This is a genomic window from Vagococcus lutrae, assembly GCF_003987555.1.
GTDB lineage: Bacteria > Bacillota > Bacilli > Lactobacillales > Vagococcaceae > Vagococcus_A > Vagococcus_A lutrae.
The window spans coordinates 102,677-123,904 of the sequence record NZ_NGJW01000006.1; the positions used below are offsets into that span (position 1 = coordinate 102,677).

Sequence of the window (21,228 nt, forward strand, 5' to 3'; positions counted from 1 at the left end):
AATAGAGATGTTATTTGTACCAAACGAGAACAATGACCCACGTGTAAACTTGGCGATTGAGACTTTCTTATTACGTGAGATGGAAGTGTCAGAGCCTATCCTATTATTTTATATCAATGAACCTTCGATTATTATCGGACGTAATCAAAATACAATCGAAGAGATTAATGTTGATTATGTCGAAGAAAAAGGGATTCACGTTGTCCGTCGCTTAAGTGGTGGTGGAGCTGTTTACCATGACTTTGGTAACTTAAACTTTAGTTTTATCATGCCTGATGATGGCAATTCTTTCCGTGACTTTGCGAAGGTAACAAAACCGATTATTGATGCTTTACATGCAATGGGTGTAGAGGGAGCAGAGTTGAAAGGGCGCAATGACTTAGTTATTGATGACAAAAAATTCTCTGGTAATGCGATGTATGCGACAAATGGCCGAATGTTCGCGCATGGAACGATTATGTTTGATAGTGATGTTAATGAAGTCGTGAATGCATTAAAGGTACGAAAAGATAAGATTGAATCGAAAGGAATTAAGTCGATTCGTTCACGCGTTACCAATATCAAACCTTTCTTAGATGATGAATATCAAGACTTGACGACCGTTGATTTCCGTCAAGATATTTTACTGCGTATCTTTGGGGTAGACTCATTAGAAGATGTAAAAACGTATGAATTGACGGAAGCTGACTGGGAGAAAATCAACCAAATTTCTGATAAATATTATCGAAATTGGGACTGGAACTTTGGTAAATCTCCGGATTTTGATATTGTGAAACGTGAGCGTTTCCCAATTGGTTCCATTGAAGTTCGTTTGAATGTTTCAGGCGGTGTCATTAAAGAAGCGAAAATATTTGGGGACTTCTTTGGTTTAGGTGAGATTAGTGATGTTGAAGCACAATTAGTGGGTGTTAAATATACAAAAGAAGCCTTAAAAGAAGTAGCAAACCAAATCGATGTGAAGAAATATTTTGGAAACATTACAAGCGACGATTTATTAACAGTGTTATATTAATAAAAAACCTCTCAAGTTACGACTTGAGAGGTTTTGCTTATGAACGTTTACGTCCAAGACCTACAGCATTTTGCATGCGTTTTAAAGTGCGATTGGCTTTCATCGTCGCTTTTTCAGCTCCTGCATCTAGAATAGCATCTAATTCACCAGAAGCGAGTAAGGCAGCTTGCTTGGTTTGAATTGGTTCTAAGACGTCAATAATCGCTTCTGCTAAATCAGCTTTAAATGTCCCATAACCTGAGTCACGGTAAGTTTCAGCAAGTTCAGCGATAGATTTTCCAGTCATCGCGGAGAAAATCGTTAGCAAGTTTGAAATGCCTGGTTTATTTTCAACGTCATATTCAATCGTTCCACTTGAATCTGTGACAGCTGACTTAATTTTTTTGCGTATAGCATCTGGCGTATCAGCCATAGAAACAAAGCCTTTTTGGTTAGTATCTGATTTACTCATTTTTTTAGTAGGATCTTGTAAACTCATAATACGCGCTCCGTGTTCTGGGATTTTAACTTCAGGCTTGGTAAGTAAAGTTTGTCCTTTTTGGGCGTAGCGCTGATTAAAACGATCTACAAAGTCACGTGTTAACTCTAAGTGTTGCTTTTGATCTTCTCCTACCGGAACCAAGTCCGTATCATAGAGAATAATATCTGCGACCATTAATGGCGGATAAGTTAATAGACCAGCAGTGACCCCTTGTTTCGCTTGTTGTTGGGCTTTGTCTTTAAACTGAGTCATGCGTTCTAACTCACCAATAGTCGTATGACACTGGACAATCCAAGCTGCTTCAGCATGTGCAGACACTTCTGATTGAATGAAGATTGCCGCTTTGTTTGGGTCTAACCCAATAGCGACATAAAGTGCCGCTAAATCTAAAATTTGTTTTCTAAGTTTAAGTCGATCTTGTGGTACCGTGATAGCATGTTCATCTACTACACAGAAATAGCAATCATAATCATCTTGTAAGGCGATAAATTGCTTCATAGCACCAATGTAGTTACCGATGGTAGGAATACCACTTGGTTGAATTCCAGAGAAAATAGTTTTCATTTTTATTACTTCCTTTCAACGTCACACTCGTTCTTTCTATTATACTAAAAATCGCGGTAAAAAGAAATATCCAACACATAGGCTTGTGAATAACACGTATGAAATGAAGAGATAAAATGTGATTTATTTAATTAAACGGTTATTTTAAAAATTAAAATTAAATGAGTTTAAATGTGTTGAAAGTGAGAAAAAACTATGAAAAAGCGATAAAATAAGGGATTCTTTTGTGAAAAACTCTTACTTTTTTTGAAAAAGATATAGTAATTGGTTGTGATATAGGTTATAATTAAGGTTATACAAGGTTGAGAAAAACCAGTATTAAATAAAGATGTCGAGAGCATCAAAAGGAGTGACTCATATGTTGACACTATATACCTCTCCCAGTTGTACATCTTGTCGTAAAGCACGTGCGTGGTTAGTTGAGCAAGAAATTCCGTTTAAGGAACGTAATATTTTTTCTGAGCCGCTTGAAATATCTGAGTTAAAAGAAATTTTAAGAATGACGGAAGATGGTACAGAAGAAATTATTTCGACTCGCTCAAAAGTCTTTCAAAAATTAGATATGGATTTAGATGAATTACCACTGCAAGACTTACTAACGTTGGTCCAGGAAAACCCAGGGTTATTACGACGACCAATTATGATTGATGAAAAGAGACTTCAAGTAGGGTTTAATGAAGATGAAATTCGTCGTTTCTTACCTCGTGAAGTTCGTGCCTTAGAATTAAAACATGCCCAACTCATGGCAGGATTATAAGATTTAATACCTCGTCTTTTTGGCGAGGTATTTTTTTCTTTACATTCTCAGTAATTAAGCTACAATGAGTGTTATAGGTAAGTAAAAAGAAGTGAGGTGTATGTACGATGGAAATGGAACGAATCAATGAAAATACTATTCGTGTACTAATTGAAAATGAAGATCTAGAAGAAAGAGGCATCACCTTTTTAGATTTGCTAGGAAATCATAAACAAATCGAAGAGTTTTTTCATAGTATTTTAGAAGAAGTTGATATCGATGAGCAGTTCCAAGAGACTGACGCTGTCACTTTTCAAGTCATGCCTAATCGAAATGGTTTAGAGCTTTTTATTAGTAAAAACTTGATGTCCAGTGATGGAGAAGGACTGCCAGATATTACGGACCTGATTAATCAAGGTGCATTTGGTGATTTAATACAAGATAAAGTGGCCCAAACACCACTGGAAGATAAATCGATTGAAGTAGAAGAAGCGCCTCAAGTTCATTATGTGATTGCTTTTCGCTCGTTGGAAGAAGCAATACAGTTAGCTAAAACACAACGTTTCCAATCAGCCTCTACTGACCTTTATCAATATCAACAGCAATATTTTTTAAATGTAACGTTTTATGTCGAAGAATTGACACATAAAATGATGGAAATTGAATTAGGTCGCATGTTAGAATATGGAAAATTAGCCTCGATTAGTCCGGAGCTTTTGATTGAACATGGTCAACTTATAATGGAAAAAAGTGCTTTAGAACAACTTTCTTATTATTTTAAATAGTGAAGAAAAAAGCCTGACTTTATTTGCTAAAAGTCAGGCTTTTTTTTATCTTCTTTTATTTTTAAACTGAAGCAGCAGCGGTGTAACGACAGCAGTAGCGATTCCCGCTACAATAGCTTCTGGCACACCGTTAACAAAAATGACTGTGAGAACAGCTTTGTAAAGGCTTGGTCCTATTGGCATGTCTTTAACCATAGCGTACGCGTCTTGGAACAATAAATAGATGAGGTTCATAACTAAGAGTGTGTTTGTCATAGACGCTGCAATTCCTGCCGTAATAAATGCGAGTGGACGATGGCTTTTTTTGTTTACAATAGGTTCTAACCCTTTGAAAACATAGTAAGGGACAATTCCCACTAATAGACGAGGGATAAAGACGATGACCAATGCCCACAAGCTACCATGCTGTGTTCCGATAACAGGAATAAACGGTGAGAAAGCAAAGGATAGCAGTGACGGTGTCAAAGTATTAATTAATAAGCTTGTACCACCAAATGCGAGTCCTAGTAAGGCTCCAATGCGAGGTCCTAAAACGATACTTCCGATAATGACAGGCACGTGAATAAGTGTCGCTTTAATAACTCCTAGATTGATAAAACCTAAAGGGGTAAAAGCAAATAGAAAGATAATCGCTAGAAAAATAGCTGTTAATGTTAAATCACGGGTTTTCATGAGTGACAATTCCTCCAAATTAGGCGAGCGCCTTTAAAATTTCATCTACGATGACGTCTGGTTGTGCAAGTGCGCCTTTCCCATAATCACCGCAAGCCAGTAAGCTTTCACGAGGTTCGATGATGTGATAGCCATATTGATTGAGTTTGACTAGATTAGCTTGCATTGCAGGGTTTTCGTACATATAGGTATTCATCGCAGGAGCAATTAGTTTAGGCATGTCATGTACTGCTAAAGCAGTCGTAGATAACATGTCATCTGCGATACCGTTCGCGATTTTGCCAATAATATTAGCAGAAGCCGGTGCAACGACGAATAAGTCATGACGCTTGACGATATCAATATGATTGATTTGATCTGGGATAGGTTCAGCCATCACATCGGTGTGAACGGGTTTTCGAGATAAAGTTTGTAAAGTGAGGGGTGTAATGAACTCCGTACTATGTCGTGTCATGATGACCTCTACTTCACATCCTTGTTTGGTTAGTTGACGCACGATATCTGCGCTTTTATAAGCGGATATGCTAGCCGAAACGCCAAGTAAGATACGTTTTGTCATGTTACATCTCCTCTTTTTGTTTGAGATAAGCGTGATAAATACCTTTAGCAATGTCTTGACGTGTTGAAACAGCCAGGACAGATTCATCAGAATGGACTAGACGTGCTGGATGCGTATCGTCTGTGAGACGTGTCAAGTCATTCGCCACTACTAAGTTTAGTTGATTTTTATGCAATAATGCTGTGGCGACACGGTCGAGTTCTTCGTTACTAACGTCTACTAATAATTTAAAACCGACAATAAAAGCGTTTGGTTGCCATTGTCGTAAAAGGGCAATGACTTTGGGAGCGCGCTTTAAGCCAATAAGTAAGTCATCGAAATTTGAACTAAGTTTCGTTGACGCAGGCGTTTCTTCCATCAGGTCCTTAGTGAGAACGTCTGTGATTAAACATTCCAATTGGTCTGGTTGCTGTGATAAATCTATTTCCGTTTGGCGAATGGCTTGTGTAATTTGCTGGGATAATTGCTCGATATGTGAAGTTGTCGCAAACTGATAGTCGCTCACAGCCATAGCGTGAATGATGATATCATAATGATTATCTGATAATAATTTTTTAAGAGTCTTTTCTAAATCACCAACGGATTCAATGGGATAAAAAGTATGATTTTCTAATGCAGGTAAGACGGCATTTTTACCATGAACATAGGTAATCTGACATTCTGAGAATGTTGAAAAATACTCAGCAAGAGCTTTTCCTAGACGACCTGTTGAACGATTCATTAAATGTCGAACTTGATCAATACGTTCGGATGTTCCGCCAGCAGTTATTAACACGTTCATTTTATACGCCTCCTGTTATCTGTATACTGTTTCTATCTTACTGAATCCGCGTATATGTGTCAAAGTAAAATACTTTAATTTTCTTATAAGTAGTCGAATGACTGAAAGTTGATTATAATAATGAAGGTAGAGGAGGGGACGAGATGAGATATGATGTATTATTAATAGATGTGGACGATACATTATTGAACTTTAAAGAAGCAGAAGTCTATGCGTTAAATCGTTTGTTTGAACAAGAAGGTATCGTGTTAACAGAAGAAATTCAGCAAGATTTTACTGCACATAATCATGCTTTGTGGGGTGCTCTGGAGAAAAATTTATTAACACGTGAAGAGGTATTGGCTGGTCGTTTTGATTATATTTTTAAAAAATATGGTCAAGGTCAAGATGGAAAGCAAATGGATCGCTATTTTCGTCAATTTTTAAGTGACAAACCTTTTTTAATGCCAGGAGTAGCTGAGGTGTTACCGCAATTAGCGGCTAACTATGACTTGTATGTTGTGACAAATGGTGTAGAAAAAACGCAATATCAACGGTTAGAACGTGCAGATTTACTATCTTATTTCAATCAATTATTTGTATCCGAAACAATTGGTTATCAAAAACCAGACCGACGTTTCTTTGATGAGGTATTTGCTAAAATACCTACTGTTGAGAAAGAAAAAGTACTAATCATTGGCGATTCGTTATCTGCCGATATGCATGGCGGAATTCAAGCGGGGATTGATACCTGTTGGTACAATCCACACTCTCTAGAAAATAAGACAGTGGCAACCACCTATACGATTCATTCTTTTGAAGAATTAAAGTCATTACTCAATTAAAAAGGAGATTGTGTCACGGACACAATCTCCTTTTACTATCTATTAATTAAAGACCAATCGTATAATCGTCTTCTTTCATCGCTTCAACCGTTCCTAGTAAGTACCCATTTCCTACTTGAGAGAAGAAGTCATGGTTGCTAGTTCCAGTTGAGATACCGTTCATTACAATTGGATTCACGTCATTTGCTGTATCAGGGAAGAGTGGGTCCATTCCTAAGTTCATTAAGGCTTTATTGGCATTATAACGTAGGAACGTTTTAACCTCATCCGTCCAACCTAATTCGTCGTATAATAACTCCGTATATTTTTCTTCGTTTTCATACAACTCATACAATAAGTCGTACATCCAATCGCGCATTTCATCTTGTTCTTCATCAGATAGCTCGTTAAAGCCTAACTGGAATTTATAACCGATATACGTTCCGTGAACGGATTCGTCACGAATGATTAACTTAATGATTTCTGCAACGTTGGCTAGTTTATTATTCCCTAGATAATACAATGGGGCGTAAAACCCAGAGTAGAATAAGAAAGTCTCGCCATAAACACTGACTACTTTACGTTCTAAATCAGTCCCATGAAGATAAATTTCATTGATAATCTTAGCTTTCTTTTGTAAATATTCGTTAGTGTTCGTCCAGTGGAAAATTTCATCTATTTCTGCTTTGGTATTCAACGTACTGAAAATAGACGAGTAACTTTTTGCATGGACAGATTCCATAAATTGAATATTGTTTAAAACAGCTTCTTCATGAGGTGTCCGTACAGAACGACGTAACGCTTCCACCCCGTTTTCAGATTGAATCGTGTCTAGTAAGGTTAATCCTCCGAAGACATAGCCAATCGTTTGTTTTTCTAAGTCTGATAGTTGACGCCAATCATCTAAGTCGTTGGATAGAGGGATACGGGTATCTAACCAAAACTGCTCGGTTAATTTTTCCCATGTTGATTTATCAATCATATCTTCAATAGCATTCCAGTTGACGGCTTCATAATATGTTTCGTGACTCACTCTGTTTTCCTCCTTCAAAATTAGATGACACAGCTCTCACAGTGATTACTGCCGATTTCCTCTTCATCTTCCGTAAAGGTACGGATGTAATAAATAGATTTGATGCCCTTGTGGAAAGCATAGTGGCGTAGAATATTTAAATCACGTGTCGTTTGTTTTGTTGTTTCTGTTTTCCATTCGTACAAGCCTTCAGGAATATCAGAACGCATGAATAGTGTCAAACTCATACCTTGATCGACATGTTTTTGTGCCGTAGCATACACATCGATAACTTTTCGCATGTCCATATCGTAAGCGGACGTGTAGTATGGTAAGGTGTCATTATTTAAGTATGGTGCAGGATAGTAAATTTTTCCGATTTTCTTTTCTTGACGTTCTTCAACTAAACGAGTAATCGGATGGATACTCGCACTAGTGTCATTAATATATGAAATAGAACCATTTGGCGCAACGGCTAAGCGATTTTGATGGTATAAGCCATCACGCATGACATTTTCTTTCAATGCTTGCCAGTCTGCAGCTGTCGGTATATCGATATTAGCAAATAGGGCTTTGACTTTATCAAATTTTGGTGTGACCACATCTTCGATATAACGGTCAAAGTAAGTCCCGTTAGCATAATCCGATTTTTCAAAGTTTGAAAAACTTTCGCCACGTTCTTTGGCGATTTGGTTACTTGCTACAAGTGTCCAATAGTTTAATAACATGAAGTAGACATTTGTAAAATCAAGGGATTCTTCAGAACCGTAAATCATTTGGTTTTTAGCGAAGTAAGAGTGTAATCCCATAGCACCTAACCCAATCGTATGGTTTAAACGATTGCCGTTACGTATTGAAGGGACAACTTCGATGTCAGAAGAGTCTGTGATAAATGTCAAGGCACGTGTCATCGTACGTACAGATTTACCAAAATCAGGGCTCTCCATTAAGTTTGGAATATTTGTTGAGCCTAAGTTACAACTAATATCTGTTCCAAGCTCTTCATATTCTTGACGGTCATTAATCACAGAAGGTGTTTGAACTTGTAAGATTTCAGAACACAAGTTACTCATAATGATTTTTCCGTCTATTGGATTTTGGCGGTTAGCTTCATCAATATTAATGATATAAGGATAACCCGATTCTTGTTGTAATTTACTAATCTCATTTTCCAAATCGCGGGCATTGATTTTAGTTTTGCGGATGTTTGGATTTGCAACTAGTTCGTCATATTTTTCAGTAATGTTAATGTATGAAAACGGCACGCCATATTCACGTTCGATACTATAAGGGCTAAATAAGTACATTTCCTTATTTTCGCGTGTCAATTCGTAAAACTTATCAGGAACGGTTAAACCAAGAGAAAGTGTCTTAACGCGGATTTTTTCGTCGGCGTTTTCTTTCTTAGTAGACAGGAACATTTCAATATCTGGGTGGAAAACATCAAGATAAACAACCCCAGCTCCTTGACGTTGACCAAGTTGATTACTATAACTAAAACTATCTTCAAAAAGTTTCATGACAGGTACGACCCCACTCGCTGCCCCTTCAAATCCTTTAATAGGAGACCCTGCTTCACGCAAGTTAGAAAGAGAAATTCCTACACCACCACCGATACGTGATAGTTGTAGCGCGCTGTTGATGGAACGGCCAATACTGTTCATATCATCAGTTACTTGCAATAAGAAACAAGAAACGAGTTCGCCACGACGTTTACGACCAGCGTTTAAGAAAGAAGGAGTAGCCGGTTGATAACGTTGATAAATCATCTCTTCCGCTAAGTTTTTTGCCAACTCTTGGTCGCCGTCTGCATAGTATAACGCATTAAAAGCAACGCGGTCTTCGTAACGTTCTAAGTATTGCGTTCCCGCATTATTTTTCAATGCATACTGTGAATAAAACTTATAAGCAGCCATGAATGACTTGAATTCAAAGTTTTGTGCGAAAAGATAGTCATATAGCTCTTCAATAAAAGCCATGTCATATTTTTCGATAAATTCTTTTTCTAGATAATCATGTTCAATCAAATAGGCGATTTTTTCAGGAATAGAGGAAAAAGTCATCGTATTAGGTTCAACATTTTCTTTAAAGAAAGCAGCTAAGGCTTCTTTATCTTTATGTAAAGGGATTTGATTATCGACAGGACGATTAATTTCATTATTCAGTTCAAAATAAGTCACATCAGTTAGTTCTTTTAGACTCAAGGTCACTCACTACTTTCTTGAAATTTTCAACATCTTCAGGTGTCCCGTTAAATTCAAACGAGAAGACCAAGGGAATGTTGTAGTCCCGAGCGATATCCTTCGCTGTAAAAATAAAAAGATCGGCAAAATTACGGTTGCCACCACCGGCAACAGCGACTAAATTTTGCTGATTACTTTTGTACTCAATAAAATCGTTCACTACTTCGGTGACATCAACATCATAAGTAGGAACGACTAGTAAGTAAGGTTCATTTAATTCGTAAAAGGGATTCATCGGATCAATTTCATAAGCTGGCAAATCGACTTTTTTGATAAAGCGACGGGTTTGACCGGTCACACTAAAATAAACAAGTTTCATATTAAACAGCCAACGCTTTTAATTGATCTGGACGGAATCCGACGATGGTCATACTTTCATTTGTTGTTAGAACGGGTACAGTGCGGTGTCCTTGTTCTTTTAACCAATCTATATATTGTGGTTGCTCATCAATGTTGATTTCTTCAAATGTCACATCTTTTTGTGCTAAAAAACGTTTAGTCATTTTACATTGAGGGCAATTGTTTTTTGTGTAAAGTGTTATTGTTTTCATCTATCATGACCTCCATATATTTATTATTAGTAATTATTAGTATACCTTAAATTGTGGTGAAGTCAAATATTTCTCATTGATAAAACACTATATCTTGTGTGTGACAAGAACCTTATATACAATGTTTAGTGTTGAACAAGAGTAGGATGGATTAAGTGGTTTAGGAGTGATAAGCAAGAAGTGGTGTGTTTTCATTAGTTTTTTTCATAGTGGTCTTGTTTTAGATTTATAGTTAAAGGATAAAAATATTCATGATTGATTGAGATTTTATTCAATAAAAAGATTATTTTGAAATGATGTGACCTACTATATCTAGTGGTAAAAAAAGACGTCACCTTTATTAAAAAGGTGACGTCTTTTGCTGATTAAAAAACTAAAACAGGGGTGCCGACTTCTACAGCGTTAAATAAATTACCTGCGAGTGATGGTGGGGTATTGATACAACCGTGTGAACCGATTGTTTCCCATAGTTGCCCTCCGTAAGCTGGTTGCCAAGGAGAGTCATGAATTCCTACACCCGTCCAATCAATTGGCATCCAGTAGTCGACAGGGGAAGCATATTTCGAACCATCGTCGTTAGTGCCTCGCAACGTCGTGTCTTTTACCTTATCCCAAACATAAAAAACGCCGTGTGGGGTAGGAGTAGTTGGTTTTCCTGAAACGATATCTGTTTCCAATTCTAATTTACCATTTTTATAAAAGTACATGTGTTGATTGCTCATGTCGATTTCGATATAGGTGTTGCCGATTAAGGGTGCCCCAGCTGGCGCGCTACCTTGAAATGCTGGAACGCGATTGACACTATTGCCAGCTAATAAGTCTTCACGTAAGGCGGCTGCTTCCGTATCGACAGCAAGTGTCCAACTGTAAGTACCAGCAGGAACGGTAACTTCACCACGCTTGGTACTCTTGAATTTGGTTGGATTAGTACTCGTGTTATATTTTTGACCGAGTGATGCTAAATAAGCTTTTGTTGCTTCTTGGTCAATATCGATTTCCTGACTTTCAGGATTGTAAATAAACCATGACGTCACAGTTTCTTTTGGTACGTCAATTTTTTCGCCACTTAATGTATAGGATACTGTTTGATTAGAGATTTTCTCCAGTTGTGTTAATTTTTCTTTTAACTTTGGATCGTTAGCTTTGACCGTTGGCTGATGGACAAAGTGTGAAACGTCCAATGTCGACTCGCCTGCTTGAATCGATTTAGTTAAAGCTGCCATGACTTCTCCAGTATCAATCGCAGTGCCCTTAACTTCTGGTTTGATTTCAAAGCCCGCTTCCGTTTTTTCAATCGAAGCATTTTGAGCAGGTTGTCGTTCTTCATTTATCTTATCTAACTTCTCTTTTAATTGATTGAGTTGTGTTTTTAACTCTTGCTCATTTAAATTATGGTTGGTTAAAATTAATTGTTTTTTCTGACGTGAGTCAAGGAACCAGCGACTTGGCTTTTGTTGTTTCATCGCTTTTTTTAAATCATCATGAAAGTCGTAATGAATACCTAATGATTCTTTAGGAAGAGTTTCGATGACTTCTTTGCCTTCTTTGATTTCATAGACTTGACTTTTGTTACGTTCCAACATTTTTTTCTCAGCTTGTGAAACCGTTAGTTCACTAATATCAGTGTTGTTTGCGTAAGTCTTAGGTAAAAAATGAGTCGTAAAAAAGTTTCGTTGATAGAAATAAACGCCGCCTAACATTACAACTAAGACTAATAATAATATACCAATGATTTTCGTTTGTTTACTCATAGCCCACCCTCGTTTATCTTAATAATGACTTGATTGTATCATAACACATTCTCTTTGTAGATGAAAAAATAAGGTTTTCATGCGTGACATGGATGGAATAGAGGGGGAAGGTTACGTTATGACGCATTGAACGGTGTGTGCTATAATAAAGAAGAAAAACTGAGCAGCGCTTGTTGCTCAGCTCTTTTGTGTTGGATAAAATAATGGAGGATATGCACCATGAAATTAATTGTAGGACTGGGAAACCCAGGACGAAAATATATGACCACAAAACATAACGTTGGGTTTATGACGGTTGATGAACTTTGCCATCGACTAGGGATTCAACCGAATGAGGCCATGTTTGATTCAGACGTTGCCACAACGTTTATTAATGGAGAAAAAGTGATATTAGCTAAACCTGTTACCTATATGAATGAATCTGGCCGAGCGATACGACCTTTAATGGATTATTTTCAAATAGACTTATCAGATATTGTAGTCGTCTATGATGACATGGATTTGCCAATCGGAAAAATACGTTTGCGACAAAAAGGCAGTGCAGGTGGACATAATGGTATTAAAAGTTTGATTCAGCATTTAGGGACACAGAATTTTCAACGGATTAAAATCGGTATTGGTCGACCATATCCTAAACAAGATGTGGTGTCACACGTTTTAAGTCCTTTTGCCAAAGAGGTTCATGAAGAAATAGGCGGTGCTATTCACTTAGCGACAGACGCTATTGAAGATTGGTTGGAACAAGAAGATTTTGTTGGCACAATGAACCGATTCAACAAGTAGGAGATTAATATGGAACTCATCAAAAAAGTTATGAATAGTCCCACAATGCAAGATTGGTTATCTGGGATGGAGCAAAAACAAACACAATTAGTGACAGGGTTAACGGGATCAGCTAAAACGCTAACGTTAGCCTCTCTTTACTATGGTCAAAAAAGAAAACTCGTTGTCGTAACCCCCAATCTTCATCAAATGAATCAATTATTAGATGACTTAAGCCATCTTGTTCCAGAAGAAGAGCTGTACAGTTATCCGGTAAATGAAGTGTTGGCTGTGGAAATGGGCTTTGCCTCACCAGAGGCTATTGCTGATCGGATAGAAGCATTATCATTTCTTTACAGTAATCGCACGGGTATTCTAGTTGTCCCGGCTGCTGGTGCGCGTCACTATTTGCCAAGTAAAGAAACATGGCAACGTTATGAAAAAGAGTTAGCAGTAGGCGATACAGTAGAAATTGAACACTTGACACAAGACTTGATTACAATGGGCTACGTGCGTGAAAGTATGGTAGGGAAACCAGGCGAGTTTAGTGTGCGCGGTGGTATTGTCGATGTGTATCCTTTAACATCAGATTATCCATTTCGTATTGACTTTTTTGACGATGAAATTGATTCGCTAAGATACTTTGAAGCTGATACTCAACGCTCTATTGAAAATGTAGAAAAAATTGAAATCAAGCCAGCCACAGATGTCCTAATCGTCCCAGAAGTCTACGAACCTGCTGCAGACAAACTACAAAAAGACGTACATGCTTATACATCTAAACTAAAAGATGAAGAAGCAAAACAAGCAACGACTCACTATATGGATAGTTTAACGACACAATGGCGTGCAGGTGAAAGGACTCTGGAGGATCGTCACTTCATTTACTATCTGATGCCAGACGCTCGTACAATGATTGAGCATTTAGCAGCAGACGATGCGGTTATTTTAGATGATTATAGTCGGATTTTAGAAGTAGAAAAGGAGATGTTAACTGAGCAGGGTGAGTGGATTAGTGAACAGTTAGCCTTACATAAGTTACTTCCTTCCGTGTCGTATGGTCGGGAGATTCGCGAAATTCTTAAAAAAACTGCTGTGGCAACAAGTTATTTCTCAGTGTTTCAAAAAGGGATGGGAAATCTTAAGTTTCAACAGATTCATCATTTTCAAGTGAGAACGATGCAACAGTTCTTTGGGCAGATGGGCTTATTTGAAGTCGAATTAAATAGCTGGAAGAAAAAACAGCAAACAGTGATTATTTTAACTAATACAATAGAAAAAAGTCAGAAGATTCAGCAATTGTTAAGAGAACACGCCATTGAATATGTGGTACAACATGATGGTCCGATACTCGAGCAAGCCGTTCAAATTCGCCTTGGAGAATTGCAGACAGGCTTTGAATTAATTGATGAAAAACTGGTAGTAGTCACCGAACATGAACTTTTACAAGTGAAAAAACGACCGAAAGCACGGAAACGCGCCATTTCTAATGCGGAACGGTTGAAAAGTTATAATGAATTAAAAACTGGCGATTACGTTGTGCACGTGAATCACGGAATTGGTAAATATATAGGAATGGAAACGCTAGAGATGGATGGTGTCCATCAAGACTACATGACGATTGTTTACCAAAATAACGATAAGCTCTTTATTCCCGTCACACAGTTAGATTTGATTCAAAAGTACGTTGCCTCTGAGTCCAAGACACCGAAAATCAATAAGTTAGGTGGGACGGAATGGACTAAAACGAAGCGCAAGGTAGCTTCTAAAGTGGAAGATATAGCGGATGATTTAATCCAACTATATGCAGCACGTGAAGCAGAAAAAGGCTTTGCTTTTTCACCAGATGATAATTTGCAAGCTGCTTTTGATAACGCTTTTCCTTATAGTGAAACAGATGATCAGTTAAGAAGTATTCAAGAGATTAAGCGTGATATGGAAAAAGCGAAACCGATGGACCGTTTATTAGTGGGAGATGTTGGCTACGGTAAGACGGAGGTCGCGTTGCGAGCAGTGTTTAAGGCTGTGCGTGATAATAAACAAGTCGCGTTTTTAGTACCAACGACAATCTTGGCACAACAGCACTATGAAACAATGTTAGAACGGTTTGCTGACTTTCCTGTAAATGTCGAGTTGTTAAGTCGCTTTCGAACGAAAAAACAACAGACAGAAACGATTGAAAAGTTGAAAAAAGGGCAAGCGGATGTGGTAGTCGGAACACATCGGATTCTTTCAAAAGATGTCGTCTTCCAAGATTTAGGCTTGTTAATAATAGATGAGGAACAACGATTTGGAGTGAAACATAAAGAACGTTTAAAACAATTGCGCTCAGAAGTCGATGTTTTAACCTTAACCGCAACGCCTATTCCAAGAACGTTGCATATGTCAATGCTTGGCGTTCGCGATTTGTCCGTCATTGAAACCCCCCCTTCTAATCGCTATCCCGTCCAAACGTATGTCATGGAACAAAATATTGGGGCGATTCGAGATGGTATTGAACGCGAATTAGCACGCTCAGGACAGGTGTTCTATCTACACAACCGTGTTGACACGATTGAACAAAAAGTGGGTGAGTTACAACAGTTAGTGCCGGACGCACGGATTGCATTTGCACATGGTCAGATGACAGAAGTGCAATTGGAGAATATACTTTTTGATTTTATTAATCGTGAGTATGACGTGTTAGTGACCACCACGATTATTGAAACAGGAGTAGATATTCCTAACGTGAATACGTTGTTTGTGGAAAATGCCGACCATATGGGCTTATCTCAGCTTTATCAATTGCGTGGGCGTGTGGGGAGAAGTAATCGTGTAGCTTTTGCCTATTTGATGTACGAGCCACAAAAAGTCTTAACTGAAGTCAGTGAAAAACGACTTCAAGCGATGAAAGATTTTACTGAACTAGGATCTGGTTTTAAGTTAGCCATGCGTGACCTATCCATTCGCGGAGCTGGCAACATCTTAGGCTCTCAACAGCACGGCTTTATTGATTCCGTTGGTTTTGACTTATATACACAGATGTTAAATGAAGCCGTTCAGCGTAAGCAAGGTAAGCAAACGACTGCACCGAAAACAGTCGTTGAGATTCAGTTAGGAGTCGATGCTTATATTCCTAATGCCTATATTCCAGACGAGCGACAAAAAATTGAAATTTATAAACGCGTTCGTGAGTTGGAAAACCAAGCGATGTACGAGGAATTAGTAGACGACGTTATGGACCGTTTTGGTGAATTTCCAGACGAAGTGGCATATTTACTTGCAATCGGTCGTATTAAAATGAGTAGTGAACGTGCTTTGATTGAAAAAATAGAGAAGCAGGGACAAAAAGTAACATTAGTGCTAAGTGTGGCGGGGACGAAAACGTATATGGTTGAACAGCTCTTTAAAGCACTGGCTGTAACCAAGTTGAAAGCCGACATGCGAATGAACGATGAACAAATGCACATTATTTTACATTTACCAAAAGCCATGATGACCGAGTTGTGGTTAAATGAAATTGGTAAAGTCACGGAAGCTTTACAAAAAGAGCGTGAAGAGGCTATGACGAAACAAACGGAGGCGAAAGATGAGTAAGCAATCGACCACCCGAATGTTACAAGGGACATGGCTCTTAGTGATGAGTTCTTTTATTGTTAAGATTTTAAGTGCGATTTATCGTGTGCCATTTCAAAATATGGTGGGAGATGAAGGGTTTTATGTTTATCAACAAGTCTATCCAATCTATGGCTTAGCAGTCACGTTGAGTTTGAATGGAATTCCCCTTTTTCTATCAAAGTTAGTAGCGGAGGAGCGGGACTTTGAAAAGAAACAGGAAAAAATACAGCTTGTTTTTTGGTTGAGTTTGTTATTAAGCGTTGCCTTATTTTTAGTCTTTTTTCTTTTTAGTGTGGGAATAGCCAAAGCAATGGGAGACGCGCTTTTATCACCGGTTATCCGTGTCACATCTTTTAGTTTTTTATTAACGCCATGGTTAGCTATCTACCGTGGTTACTTTCAAGGAGAACTAAATGTGACGGCTACCGCTCATTCTCAGTTGTGGGAGCAAACCATTCGCGTAGTGATGATTTTAATAGCGGCATATTGGTATACACAAGCTTCTTTTTCTTTGTATCAGATGGGGGCGTATGCTTCAACTGGAGCAGTTGTCGGAGGTGTAGCGGCCTTAATTGTTTTAATGGTATATCGGTATCGTAGTCAGACGCCCGCTCTATTGTGGCCACTAAAAATGTCACAGAAACACTCTGTTGAAGAGGTAACTAAGCGCCTGTTTACGGAAGGTGCATTAATCTGGGGCTATAGTGCGAATTTAATGTTTTGCCAATTCATTGATTCGTTTTCGTTAAAAAATGGGCTGGTCGCACATGGTTATTTAGACCTACAAGCCAAAATGGTTAAAGGTGCCTTTGACCGAGGTCAACCTTTTGTTCAAGTAGGACTTGTGATTGCGCTAAGCTTTGTCACGTCTTATTTGCCTCGTCTAACAAAGGCTCAGCAACAATCGTCCTTAGCATATCAAGCAGCAGTTAGACAAGTTGTAAAGATCATGCGTGTGTTAAGTAGTGCCGCAACCGTAGGACTGATTGTCTTGCTACCTGAATTAAATCGTGTTTTATTTGGTGACACGCAAGAAACTTTAGCACTGCGTCTTTTTACCGTGATTGTCTATGTTCTTTCGATGATCCAAGTATTTCAAATGGTTGGTCAAAGTATGGGACAAACACGTACGTTGGCTTGGGGTCTTGTGATTAGTTTAGTGTTAAAGATGGCTTTAAGTTATCCTTTTGTTAAATGGTGGGGAACGGTCGGAGCAAGTTTATCCACAGTCATTGCGTTTCTAACAAGTTTATTCTTTTTAAGAAAAGAACTATATCCACAAGCAAGACAGTCGCGTGCAGAAGTGGTGCCACTTGTCATAGCGCTAGGTAAAATGGCCCTGAGTGTCATCATTTATAAAAAAATGATTCAAGTGGTTTTACCGGCACTATATGTCTCACGCTTAACGCTGTTTGTGGTGGTGTTAGTCGGTGTTTTAGTCGGTGTCGTGGTGTTTGCTCGCAGTGTATGGCGAGCTGAAATTTTTACGTTAGAAGAATGGTCGCTTATTCCATTAGGCGATAAAATAAAAAAGAAAAGGTGAAAGCAATGCGTTTAGATAAATTTTTAAAAGTGTCACGTTTAATCAAAAGACGTTCAGTTGCTAAAGAAGTAGCAGATAAGGGACGTATTACTCTGAATGATCAAGTAGCTAAATCATCATCTAAAGTTAAGGTCGATGATATTTTAGCAATTCAATTTGGTAATCGGATACTGACTGTTAAAGTGCTAGCTTTACATGAGTCAACTAAAAAAGAAGACGCAAAAGAAATGTATGAAATAATCAGTGAAGAAAAGGTCGATATTCAGAACAAAAATGATTAGACATTGTACTGTAGAATTGCTATAATTATCCATGATGCCTCTATCTTGAAAGAGAAAATTTGAAGAACAGAAAGTTGGGCAGTGTCATGTCACACAATCAAGAACATTCACCATCACAACAGAATATGAGATACACTGAGGAACAACGATATTTATTTGGTAAAATGCAACAAGCAATTATTTATCGTCGTCGTCGGTTGGCCGTTGTTTTTGGCGTTTCGTTGATTGTATTTCTGCTACTAGGCGTCAACATTATCAAGAACTATCATAAACTACGGGTGGTCGATCAAGAAGCGACGGTAGTGATGAAGGAACAAAAAGAGTTAAAAACACAACACGAAGCTTTGGCGAATGAAGTGGCGTTGCTAAAAGATAATGAATATTTGGAAAAGTTAGCTAGAACAAAATATTTTTATTCGCGTGAAGGAGAGCAAGTGTATCATTTCCCTTCATCTAGTCGAACGCAAGAAGAACCGATAGATGAACAGGAGACGGGCTCAGACGGATAACCTGAGAGTGAACAAGGCGTATTAATTTTTTAAATAAATGGTTTATAAGGATGAAGGAGGAGCAACAGTTTTATGTCGATTGAAGTAGGCGAAAAGCTATCTGGTAAGGTGTCAGGCATTACACATTTTGGTGCTTTTATTGATTTGGGAGAAGGTAAGACAGGATTAGTGCATATCAGTGAAGTTTCTAATAGTTTTGTCAAAGACATTAATGATGTATTAAAAGTAGGAGAAACAGTGGAAGTTAAGGTTATGAGTGTTGGAGATGACGGTAAGATTGGTCTATCTATTCGTCGTTTACAAGAAGATGCACAGCCTAGCAAACCACAACGTGAAGCGCGAGCACCTCGTAAAGAATACCGAAAACCAGCGGTCCATTCAGCGCCTAAGAAACAAAGTTTTGATGATTTAATGTCAGACTTTATGAAAGATAGTGAAGATCGTCTGTTGTCTCTAAAACGTAATACAGAAGGAAAACGTGGCGGTCGTGGCGGCCGTCGCAATTAATATACGAAAGGATAAGTGAGGACTTATCCTTTTTTATTTTTAGGAGGTCAAGATGACACTTCAAGAAGCGTTTTATTTACAAGTTAAACAGGAAAAACTATTTACACGAAACGACCGCGTCTTAGTTGCTGTTTCAACGGGAGTAGACTCAATGGTGTTATTAGACTTGTTACAACGGCTGCCAAGTAAAGTGCATCCGGAAATCGGAGTCGTTCATTTTAACCATGGTTTACGTGAGCAGTCGTTAGAGGAAGAACAGTTTTTAAAAGAGTATTGTTTAGGTAAGCAACTGCCTTTTTACAGTGAAACGTGGGAAGTACCAAGTGACATTCAGGTGATTTCAGAAGCGACATTGCGTGAAGCGCGCTATGCTTTTTTTGATCGGATTTGTCGTCAGCAAGGTTATACGCATCTAGTGACAGCGCACCATGGGACAGACCAAGCGGAAACGGTTTTACGTCGTTTAGTGACAGGTAGCTATATTTGGGATATGTCAGGCATCTCGATGTCACAACAACGTGCTACTTATCTACTTGTACGGCCCCTCCTTTTTGCTTCGAAGGCGGACCTTTTGCATTATGCTCACACGCACGGACTAGATTATTATGAAGACGCTACAAATAGTTCACGCGAGTATCAACGAAATCGTATTCGCCATGATTGGTTACCTTTAATCGAAAAAGAAAATCCAAATTATTTGCAACATTTTCATCATTTCGTCACACAACTAAACTATACTAAAGATATTGTGTCGCAAGTGGTGGACCCAATGTATGCTGAACTTGTCACATATGATTTGGATGAACGACCGCAACTTAACAGAGCAGGATTTTTGCGTCAACCTGAAAGTTTACAATATATGGTGTTTACCAAGTGGTTGGAAGACACGGTTATTTCAAAAGGAATCAACATCAATCATCGACAAGTGCAAGCCGTTTTACAGATGATAAGAAGTGAGGCACCACAAAAAGCCTATCCTTTAGAAGAGGGTTGGCAAATTATGACGACTTATACGGTGATTCAACTCGTCCATCAAAAAGCGAAGACAACAGAGAATTCTAGAGTAAATGAGGATTGTGCTTCTTATGAGATGACACTAGGAGATGTATTGAAAGTGGAGCCGGGTGTACAGTTTTCGTTAGTAGAAACAAAATCAGCGACATTTAACGAGAAGAATAGTTTGACGGTATTAGAGAGCGATTTACCGCTTACGATACGTCGATCGCTTCCGGGAGATGCGTTTATCATGAATCAGCAAGGCAACAAGAAGAAGATTAGTCGCTATTTTATTGATAATAAATGGCCAAAGGAAAAACGGGATAACGCTTGGGTAGTAGTCAATCGACACGGGGAAGTTTTATGGATTCCACCCTTTAGGAAAAGTTATTTGAGTATTGTTCCTGAAACTGATAAAATACAGTACAAGTTACTATATAATAAAGCCGATAATTCGGGAGGAGAAACGGAATGTTAGAACGAGATATTGAAAAGGTTCTTGTGACAAAAGAACAAATCCAAGAAAAAACAAAAGAGCTAGGACAGCAAATTGCTCGTGATTATGAAGGGAAAAACCCTCTAGTAATAGGGATACTTAAAGGTGCCATTCCATTTATGGCAGACTTAGTGCGAGAAATGGATATTCATTTAGAAATGGATTTTATGGATGTTTCAAGTTATGGTGAGGCACTCGTTTCCTCAGGCGAAGTAAAAATTGTTAAAGACCTAGATACGAACGTTGCGGGTCGTGACATTTTAATAGTAGAAGATATTATTGATAGCGGACGAACATTACGTTATTTGGTTGATTTATTTAAATATCGCCAAGCTAAATCTGTAAAAATTGTGACATTATTAGATAAACCAGAAGGTCGGGTTGTGGATATGGATGTCGACTACTTTGGTTATATCGTGCCAAATGAGTTTGTGGTTGGCTTTGGCTTGGACTATAAAGAAGATTACCGTCACTTACCTTACATTGGTGTTTTAAAACCAGAAATTTATGAGTCAAAAGACTAACGTTTTTAAAAACTTATGTTAGAATACTAATGTATGTATCGTGATTAAATAGCTAGAGGGAGG

21 protein-coding genes are annotated in these 21,228 nt (G+C 38.2%); 12 read left to right on the forward strand and 9 right to left on the reverse strand.

Going from position 1 to position 21,228, the window contains the following annotated elements:
- Positions 1-7 precede the first annotated feature (7 nt).
- Positions 8-1,012, forward strand: coding sequence for a lipoate--protein ligase (gene lplA, locus CBF33_RS05790; RefSeq protein WP_126762432.1), 1,005 nt, complete (start codon positions 8-10; stop codon positions 1,010-1,012).
- A gap of 37 nt (positions 1,013-1,049) precedes the next feature.
- Here the strand turns inward: lplA and trpS are convergent, their stop codons facing one another.
- Positions 1,050-2,057, reverse strand: a complete 1,008-nt coding sequence (gene trpS / locus CBF33_RS05795; protein ID WP_023605502.1) for a tryptophan--tRNA ligase — start codon at positions 2,055-2,057, stop codon at positions 1,050-1,052.
- A 358-nt stretch (positions 2,058-2,415) separates the two neighbouring features.
- On the opposite strand from trpS, the gene spxA reads away from it, so the two are divergent.
- Positions 2,416-2,814 carry a transcriptional regulator SpxA gene (gene spxA, locus CBF33_RS05800; RefSeq protein ID WP_023605503.1) on the forward strand — a complete coding sequence of 133 codons (399 nt, stop codon included), beginning with the start codon at positions 2,416-2,418 and terminating at the stop codon, positions 2,812-2,814.
- Positions 2,815-2,921: 107 nt separating this feature from the next.
- A complete protein-coding gene (locus CBF33_RS05805; RefSeq protein WP_023605504.1) occupies positions 2,922-3,578 on the forward strand; it encodes an adaptor protein MecA in 657 nt (218 codons plus the stop codon).
- A gap of 45 nt (positions 3,579-3,623) precedes the next feature.
- Here the strand turns inward: CBF33_RS05805 and CBF33_RS05810 are convergent, their stop codons facing one another.
- Genes CBF33_RS05810 through CBF33_RS05820 form a run of 3 tightly spaced genes read right to left on the reverse strand, consistent with a single transcriptional unit; the run spans position 3,624 to position 5,590 of the window.
- The gene (locus tag CBF33_RS05810) at positions 3,624-4,250 is read right to left on the reverse strand and encodes an ECF transporter S component (RefSeq protein ID WP_126762434.1); all 627 of its coding nucleotides are present in this window, start codon (positions 4,248-4,250) and stop codon (positions 3,624-3,626) included.
- A 19-nt stretch (positions 4,251-4,269) separates the two neighbouring features.
- Entirely contained in the window at positions 4,270-4,809 is a 540-nt protein-coding gene (locus CBF33_RS05815) for a flavoprotein (protein ID WP_126762436.1), read from the reverse strand.
- A gap of 1 nt (position 4,810) precedes the next feature.
- A complete protein-coding gene (locus CBF33_RS05820) occupies positions 4,811-5,590 on the reverse strand; it encodes a phosphopantothenoylcysteine decarboxylase domain-containing protein (RefSeq protein WP_126762438.1) in 780 nt (259 codons plus the stop codon).
- 143 nt (positions 5,591-5,733) lie between these two features.
- Here CBF33_RS05820 and CBF33_RS05825 point away from each other — a divergent pair, with 143 nt between their 5' ends.
- Complete coding sequence (locus CBF33_RS05825) at positions 5,734-6,414, forward strand: YjjG family noncanonical pyrimidine nucleotidase (RefSeq protein WP_126762440.1); 681 nt, start codon at positions 5,734-5,736, stop codon at positions 6,412-6,414.
- Between the two features lie 46 nt (positions 6,415-6,460).
- Here the strand turns inward: CBF33_RS05825 and nrdF are convergent, their stop codons facing one another.
- From nrdF to CBF33_RS05850, 5 genes are all read right to left on the reverse strand, one after another.
- Positions 6,461-7,426 carry a class 1b ribonucleoside-diphosphate reductase subunit beta gene (gene nrdF / locus CBF33_RS05830; protein ID WP_023605509.1) on the reverse strand — a complete coding sequence of 322 codons (966 nt, stop codon included), beginning with the start codon at positions 7,424-7,426 and terminating at the stop codon, positions 6,461-6,463.
- 20 nt (positions 7,427-7,446) lie between these two features.
- Positions 7,447-9,609, reverse strand: coding sequence for a class 1b ribonucleoside-diphosphate reductase subunit alpha (gene nrdE, locus CBF33_RS05835; protein ID WP_126762442.1), 2,163 nt, complete (start codon positions 9,607-9,609; stop codon positions 7,447-7,449).
- The gene (gene nrdI, locus CBF33_RS05840) at positions 9,587-9,967 is read right to left on the reverse strand and encodes a class Ib ribonucleoside-diphosphate reductase assembly flavoprotein NrdI (protein WP_023605511.1); all 381 of its coding nucleotides are present in this window, start codon (positions 9,965-9,967) and stop codon (positions 9,587-9,589) included. The genes nrdE and nrdI overlap by 23 nt, the downstream gene beginning before the upstream one ends.
- A gap of 1 nt (position 9,968) precedes the next feature.
- The gene (gene nrdH / locus CBF33_RS05845) at positions 9,969-10,199 is read right to left on the reverse strand and encodes a glutaredoxin-like protein NrdH (RefSeq protein WP_023605512.1); all 231 of its coding nucleotides are present in this window, start codon (positions 10,197-10,199) and stop codon (positions 9,969-9,971) included.
- Between the two features lie 365 nt (positions 10,200-10,564).
- Positions 10,565-11,950, reverse strand: a complete 1,386-nt coding sequence (locus tag CBF33_RS05850) for a L,D-transpeptidase family protein (protein ID WP_126762445.1) — start codon at positions 11,948-11,950, stop codon at positions 10,565-10,567.
- A gap of 219 nt (positions 11,951-12,169) precedes the next feature.
- Between CBF33_RS05850 and pth the strand changes: the two genes are divergently transcribed.
- The 8 genes from pth (at position 12,170) to hpt (ending at position 21,165) form a co-directional block, all read left to right on the forward strand.
- Positions 12,170-12,733: an aminoacyl-tRNA hydrolase gene (gene pth, locus CBF33_RS05855; protein WP_126762447.1), complete on the forward strand. Its 564-nt coding sequence runs from the start codon at positions 12,170-12,172 to the stop codon at positions 12,731-12,733.
- A 9-nt stretch (positions 12,734-12,742) separates the two neighbouring features.
- A complete protein-coding gene (gene mfd, locus CBF33_RS05860; RefSeq protein WP_126762449.1) occupies positions 12,743-16,288 on the forward strand; it encodes a transcription-repair coupling factor in 3,546 nt (1,181 codons plus the stop codon).
- A complete protein-coding gene (locus CBF33_RS05865; protein WP_126762452.1) occupies positions 16,281-17,852 on the forward strand; it encodes a putative polysaccharide biosynthesis protein in 1,572 nt (523 codons plus the stop codon). The genes mfd and CBF33_RS05865 overlap by 8 nt, the downstream gene beginning before the upstream one ends.
- A gap of 5 nt (positions 17,853-17,857) precedes the next feature.
- Positions 17,858-18,133, forward strand: coding sequence for an RNA-binding S4 domain-containing protein (locus CBF33_RS05870; RefSeq protein ID WP_023605517.1), 276 nt, complete (start codon positions 17,858-17,860; stop codon positions 18,131-18,133).
- 86 nt (positions 18,134-18,219) lie between these two features.
- Positions 18,220-18,642: an FtsB family cell division protein gene (locus tag CBF33_RS05875; RefSeq protein ID WP_126762454.1), complete on the forward strand. Its 423-nt coding sequence runs from the start codon at positions 18,220-18,222 to the stop codon at positions 18,640-18,642.
- 72 nt (positions 18,643-18,714) lie between these two features.
- Entirely contained in the window at positions 18,715-19,149 is a 435-nt protein-coding gene (locus CBF33_RS05880) for a S1 domain-containing RNA-binding protein (RefSeq protein WP_023605519.1), read from the forward strand.
- 52 nt (positions 19,150-19,201) lie between these two features.
- Positions 19,202-20,623: a tRNA lysidine(34) synthetase TilS gene (tilS, locus tag CBF33_RS05885; protein WP_126762456.1), complete on the forward strand. Its 1,422-nt coding sequence runs from the start codon at positions 19,202-19,204 to the stop codon at positions 20,621-20,623.
- Positions 20,617-21,165 (forward strand): hypoxanthine phosphoribosyltransferase, encoded by a 549-nt coding sequence (gene hpt / locus CBF33_RS05890; protein ID WP_023605521.1) that lies wholly within the window; start codon positions 20,617-20,619, stop codon positions 21,163-21,165. Before tilS ends, hpt begins: the two co-directional genes overlap by 7 nt.
- Positions 21,166-21,228 lie beyond the last annotated feature (63 nt).

Bases quoted from the DNA above. Each gene is read 5' to 3' on its own strand.
- lplA (WP_126762432.1), top strand. From the start codon at position 8: ATGTTATTTGTACCAAACGAGAACAATGACCCACGTGTAAACTTGGCG.
- trpS (WP_023605502.1), bottom strand. From the start codon at position 2,057: ATGAAAACTATTTTCTCTGGAATTCAACCAAGTGGTATTCCTACCATC.
- spxA (WP_023605503.1), top strand. From the start codon at position 2,416: ATGTTGACACTATATACCTCTCCCAGTTGTACATCTTGTCGTAAAGCA.
- CBF33_RS05805 (WP_023605504.1), top strand. From the start codon at position 2,922: ATGGAAATGGAACGAATCAATGAAAATACTATTCGTGTACTAATTGAA.
- CBF33_RS05810 (WP_126762434.1), bottom strand. From the start codon at position 4,250: ATGAAAACCCGTGATTTAACATTAACAGCTATTTTTCTAGCGATTATC.
- CBF33_RS05815 (WP_126762436.1), bottom strand. From the start codon at position 4,809: ATGACAAAACGTATCTTACTTGGCGTTTCGGCTAGCATATCCGCTTAT.
- CBF33_RS05820 (WP_126762438.1), bottom strand. From the start codon at position 5,590: ATGAACGTGTTAATAACTGCTGGCGGAACATCCGAACGTATTGATCAA.
- CBF33_RS05825 (WP_126762440.1), top strand. From the start codon at position 5,734: ATGAGATATGATGTATTATTAATAGATGTGGACGATACATTATTGAAC.
- nrdI (WP_023605511.1), bottom strand. From the start codon at position 9,967: ATGAAACTTGTTTATTTTAGTGTGACCGGTCAAACCCGTCGCTTTATC.
- nrdH (WP_023605512.1), bottom strand. From the start codon at position 10,199: ATGAAAACAATAACACTTTACACAAAAAACAATTGCCCTCAATGTAAA.
- CBF33_RS05850 (WP_126762445.1), bottom strand. From the start codon at position 11,950: ATGAGTAAACAAACGAAAATCATTGGTATATTATTATTAGTCTTAGTT.
- pth (WP_126762447.1), top strand. From the start codon at position 12,170: ATGAAATTAATTGTAGGACTGGGAAACCCAGGACGAAAATATATGACC.
- mfd (WP_126762449.1), top strand. From the start codon at position 12,743: ATGGAACTCATCAAAAAAGTTATGAATAGTCCCACAATGCAAGATTGG.
- CBF33_RS05865 (WP_126762452.1), top strand. From the start codon at position 16,281: ATGAGTAAGCAATCGACCACCCGAATGTTACAAGGGACATGGCTCTTA.
- CBF33_RS05870 (WP_023605517.1), top strand. From the start codon at position 17,858: ATGCGTTTAGATAAATTTTTAAAAGTGTCACGTTTAATCAAAAGACGT.
- CBF33_RS05875 (WP_126762454.1), top strand. From the start codon at position 18,220: ATGTCACACAATCAAGAACATTCACCATCACAACAGAATATGAGATAC.
- CBF33_RS05880 (WP_023605519.1), top strand. From the start codon at position 18,715: ATGTCGATTGAAGTAGGCGAAAAGCTATCTGGTAAGGTGTCAGGCATT.
- tilS (WP_126762456.1), top strand. From the start codon at position 19,202: ATGACACTTCAAGAAGCGTTTTATTTACAAGTTAAACAGGAAAAACTA.
- hpt (WP_023605521.1), top strand. From the start codon at position 20,617: ATGTTAGAACGAGATATTGAAAAGGTTCTTGTGACAAAAGAACAAATC.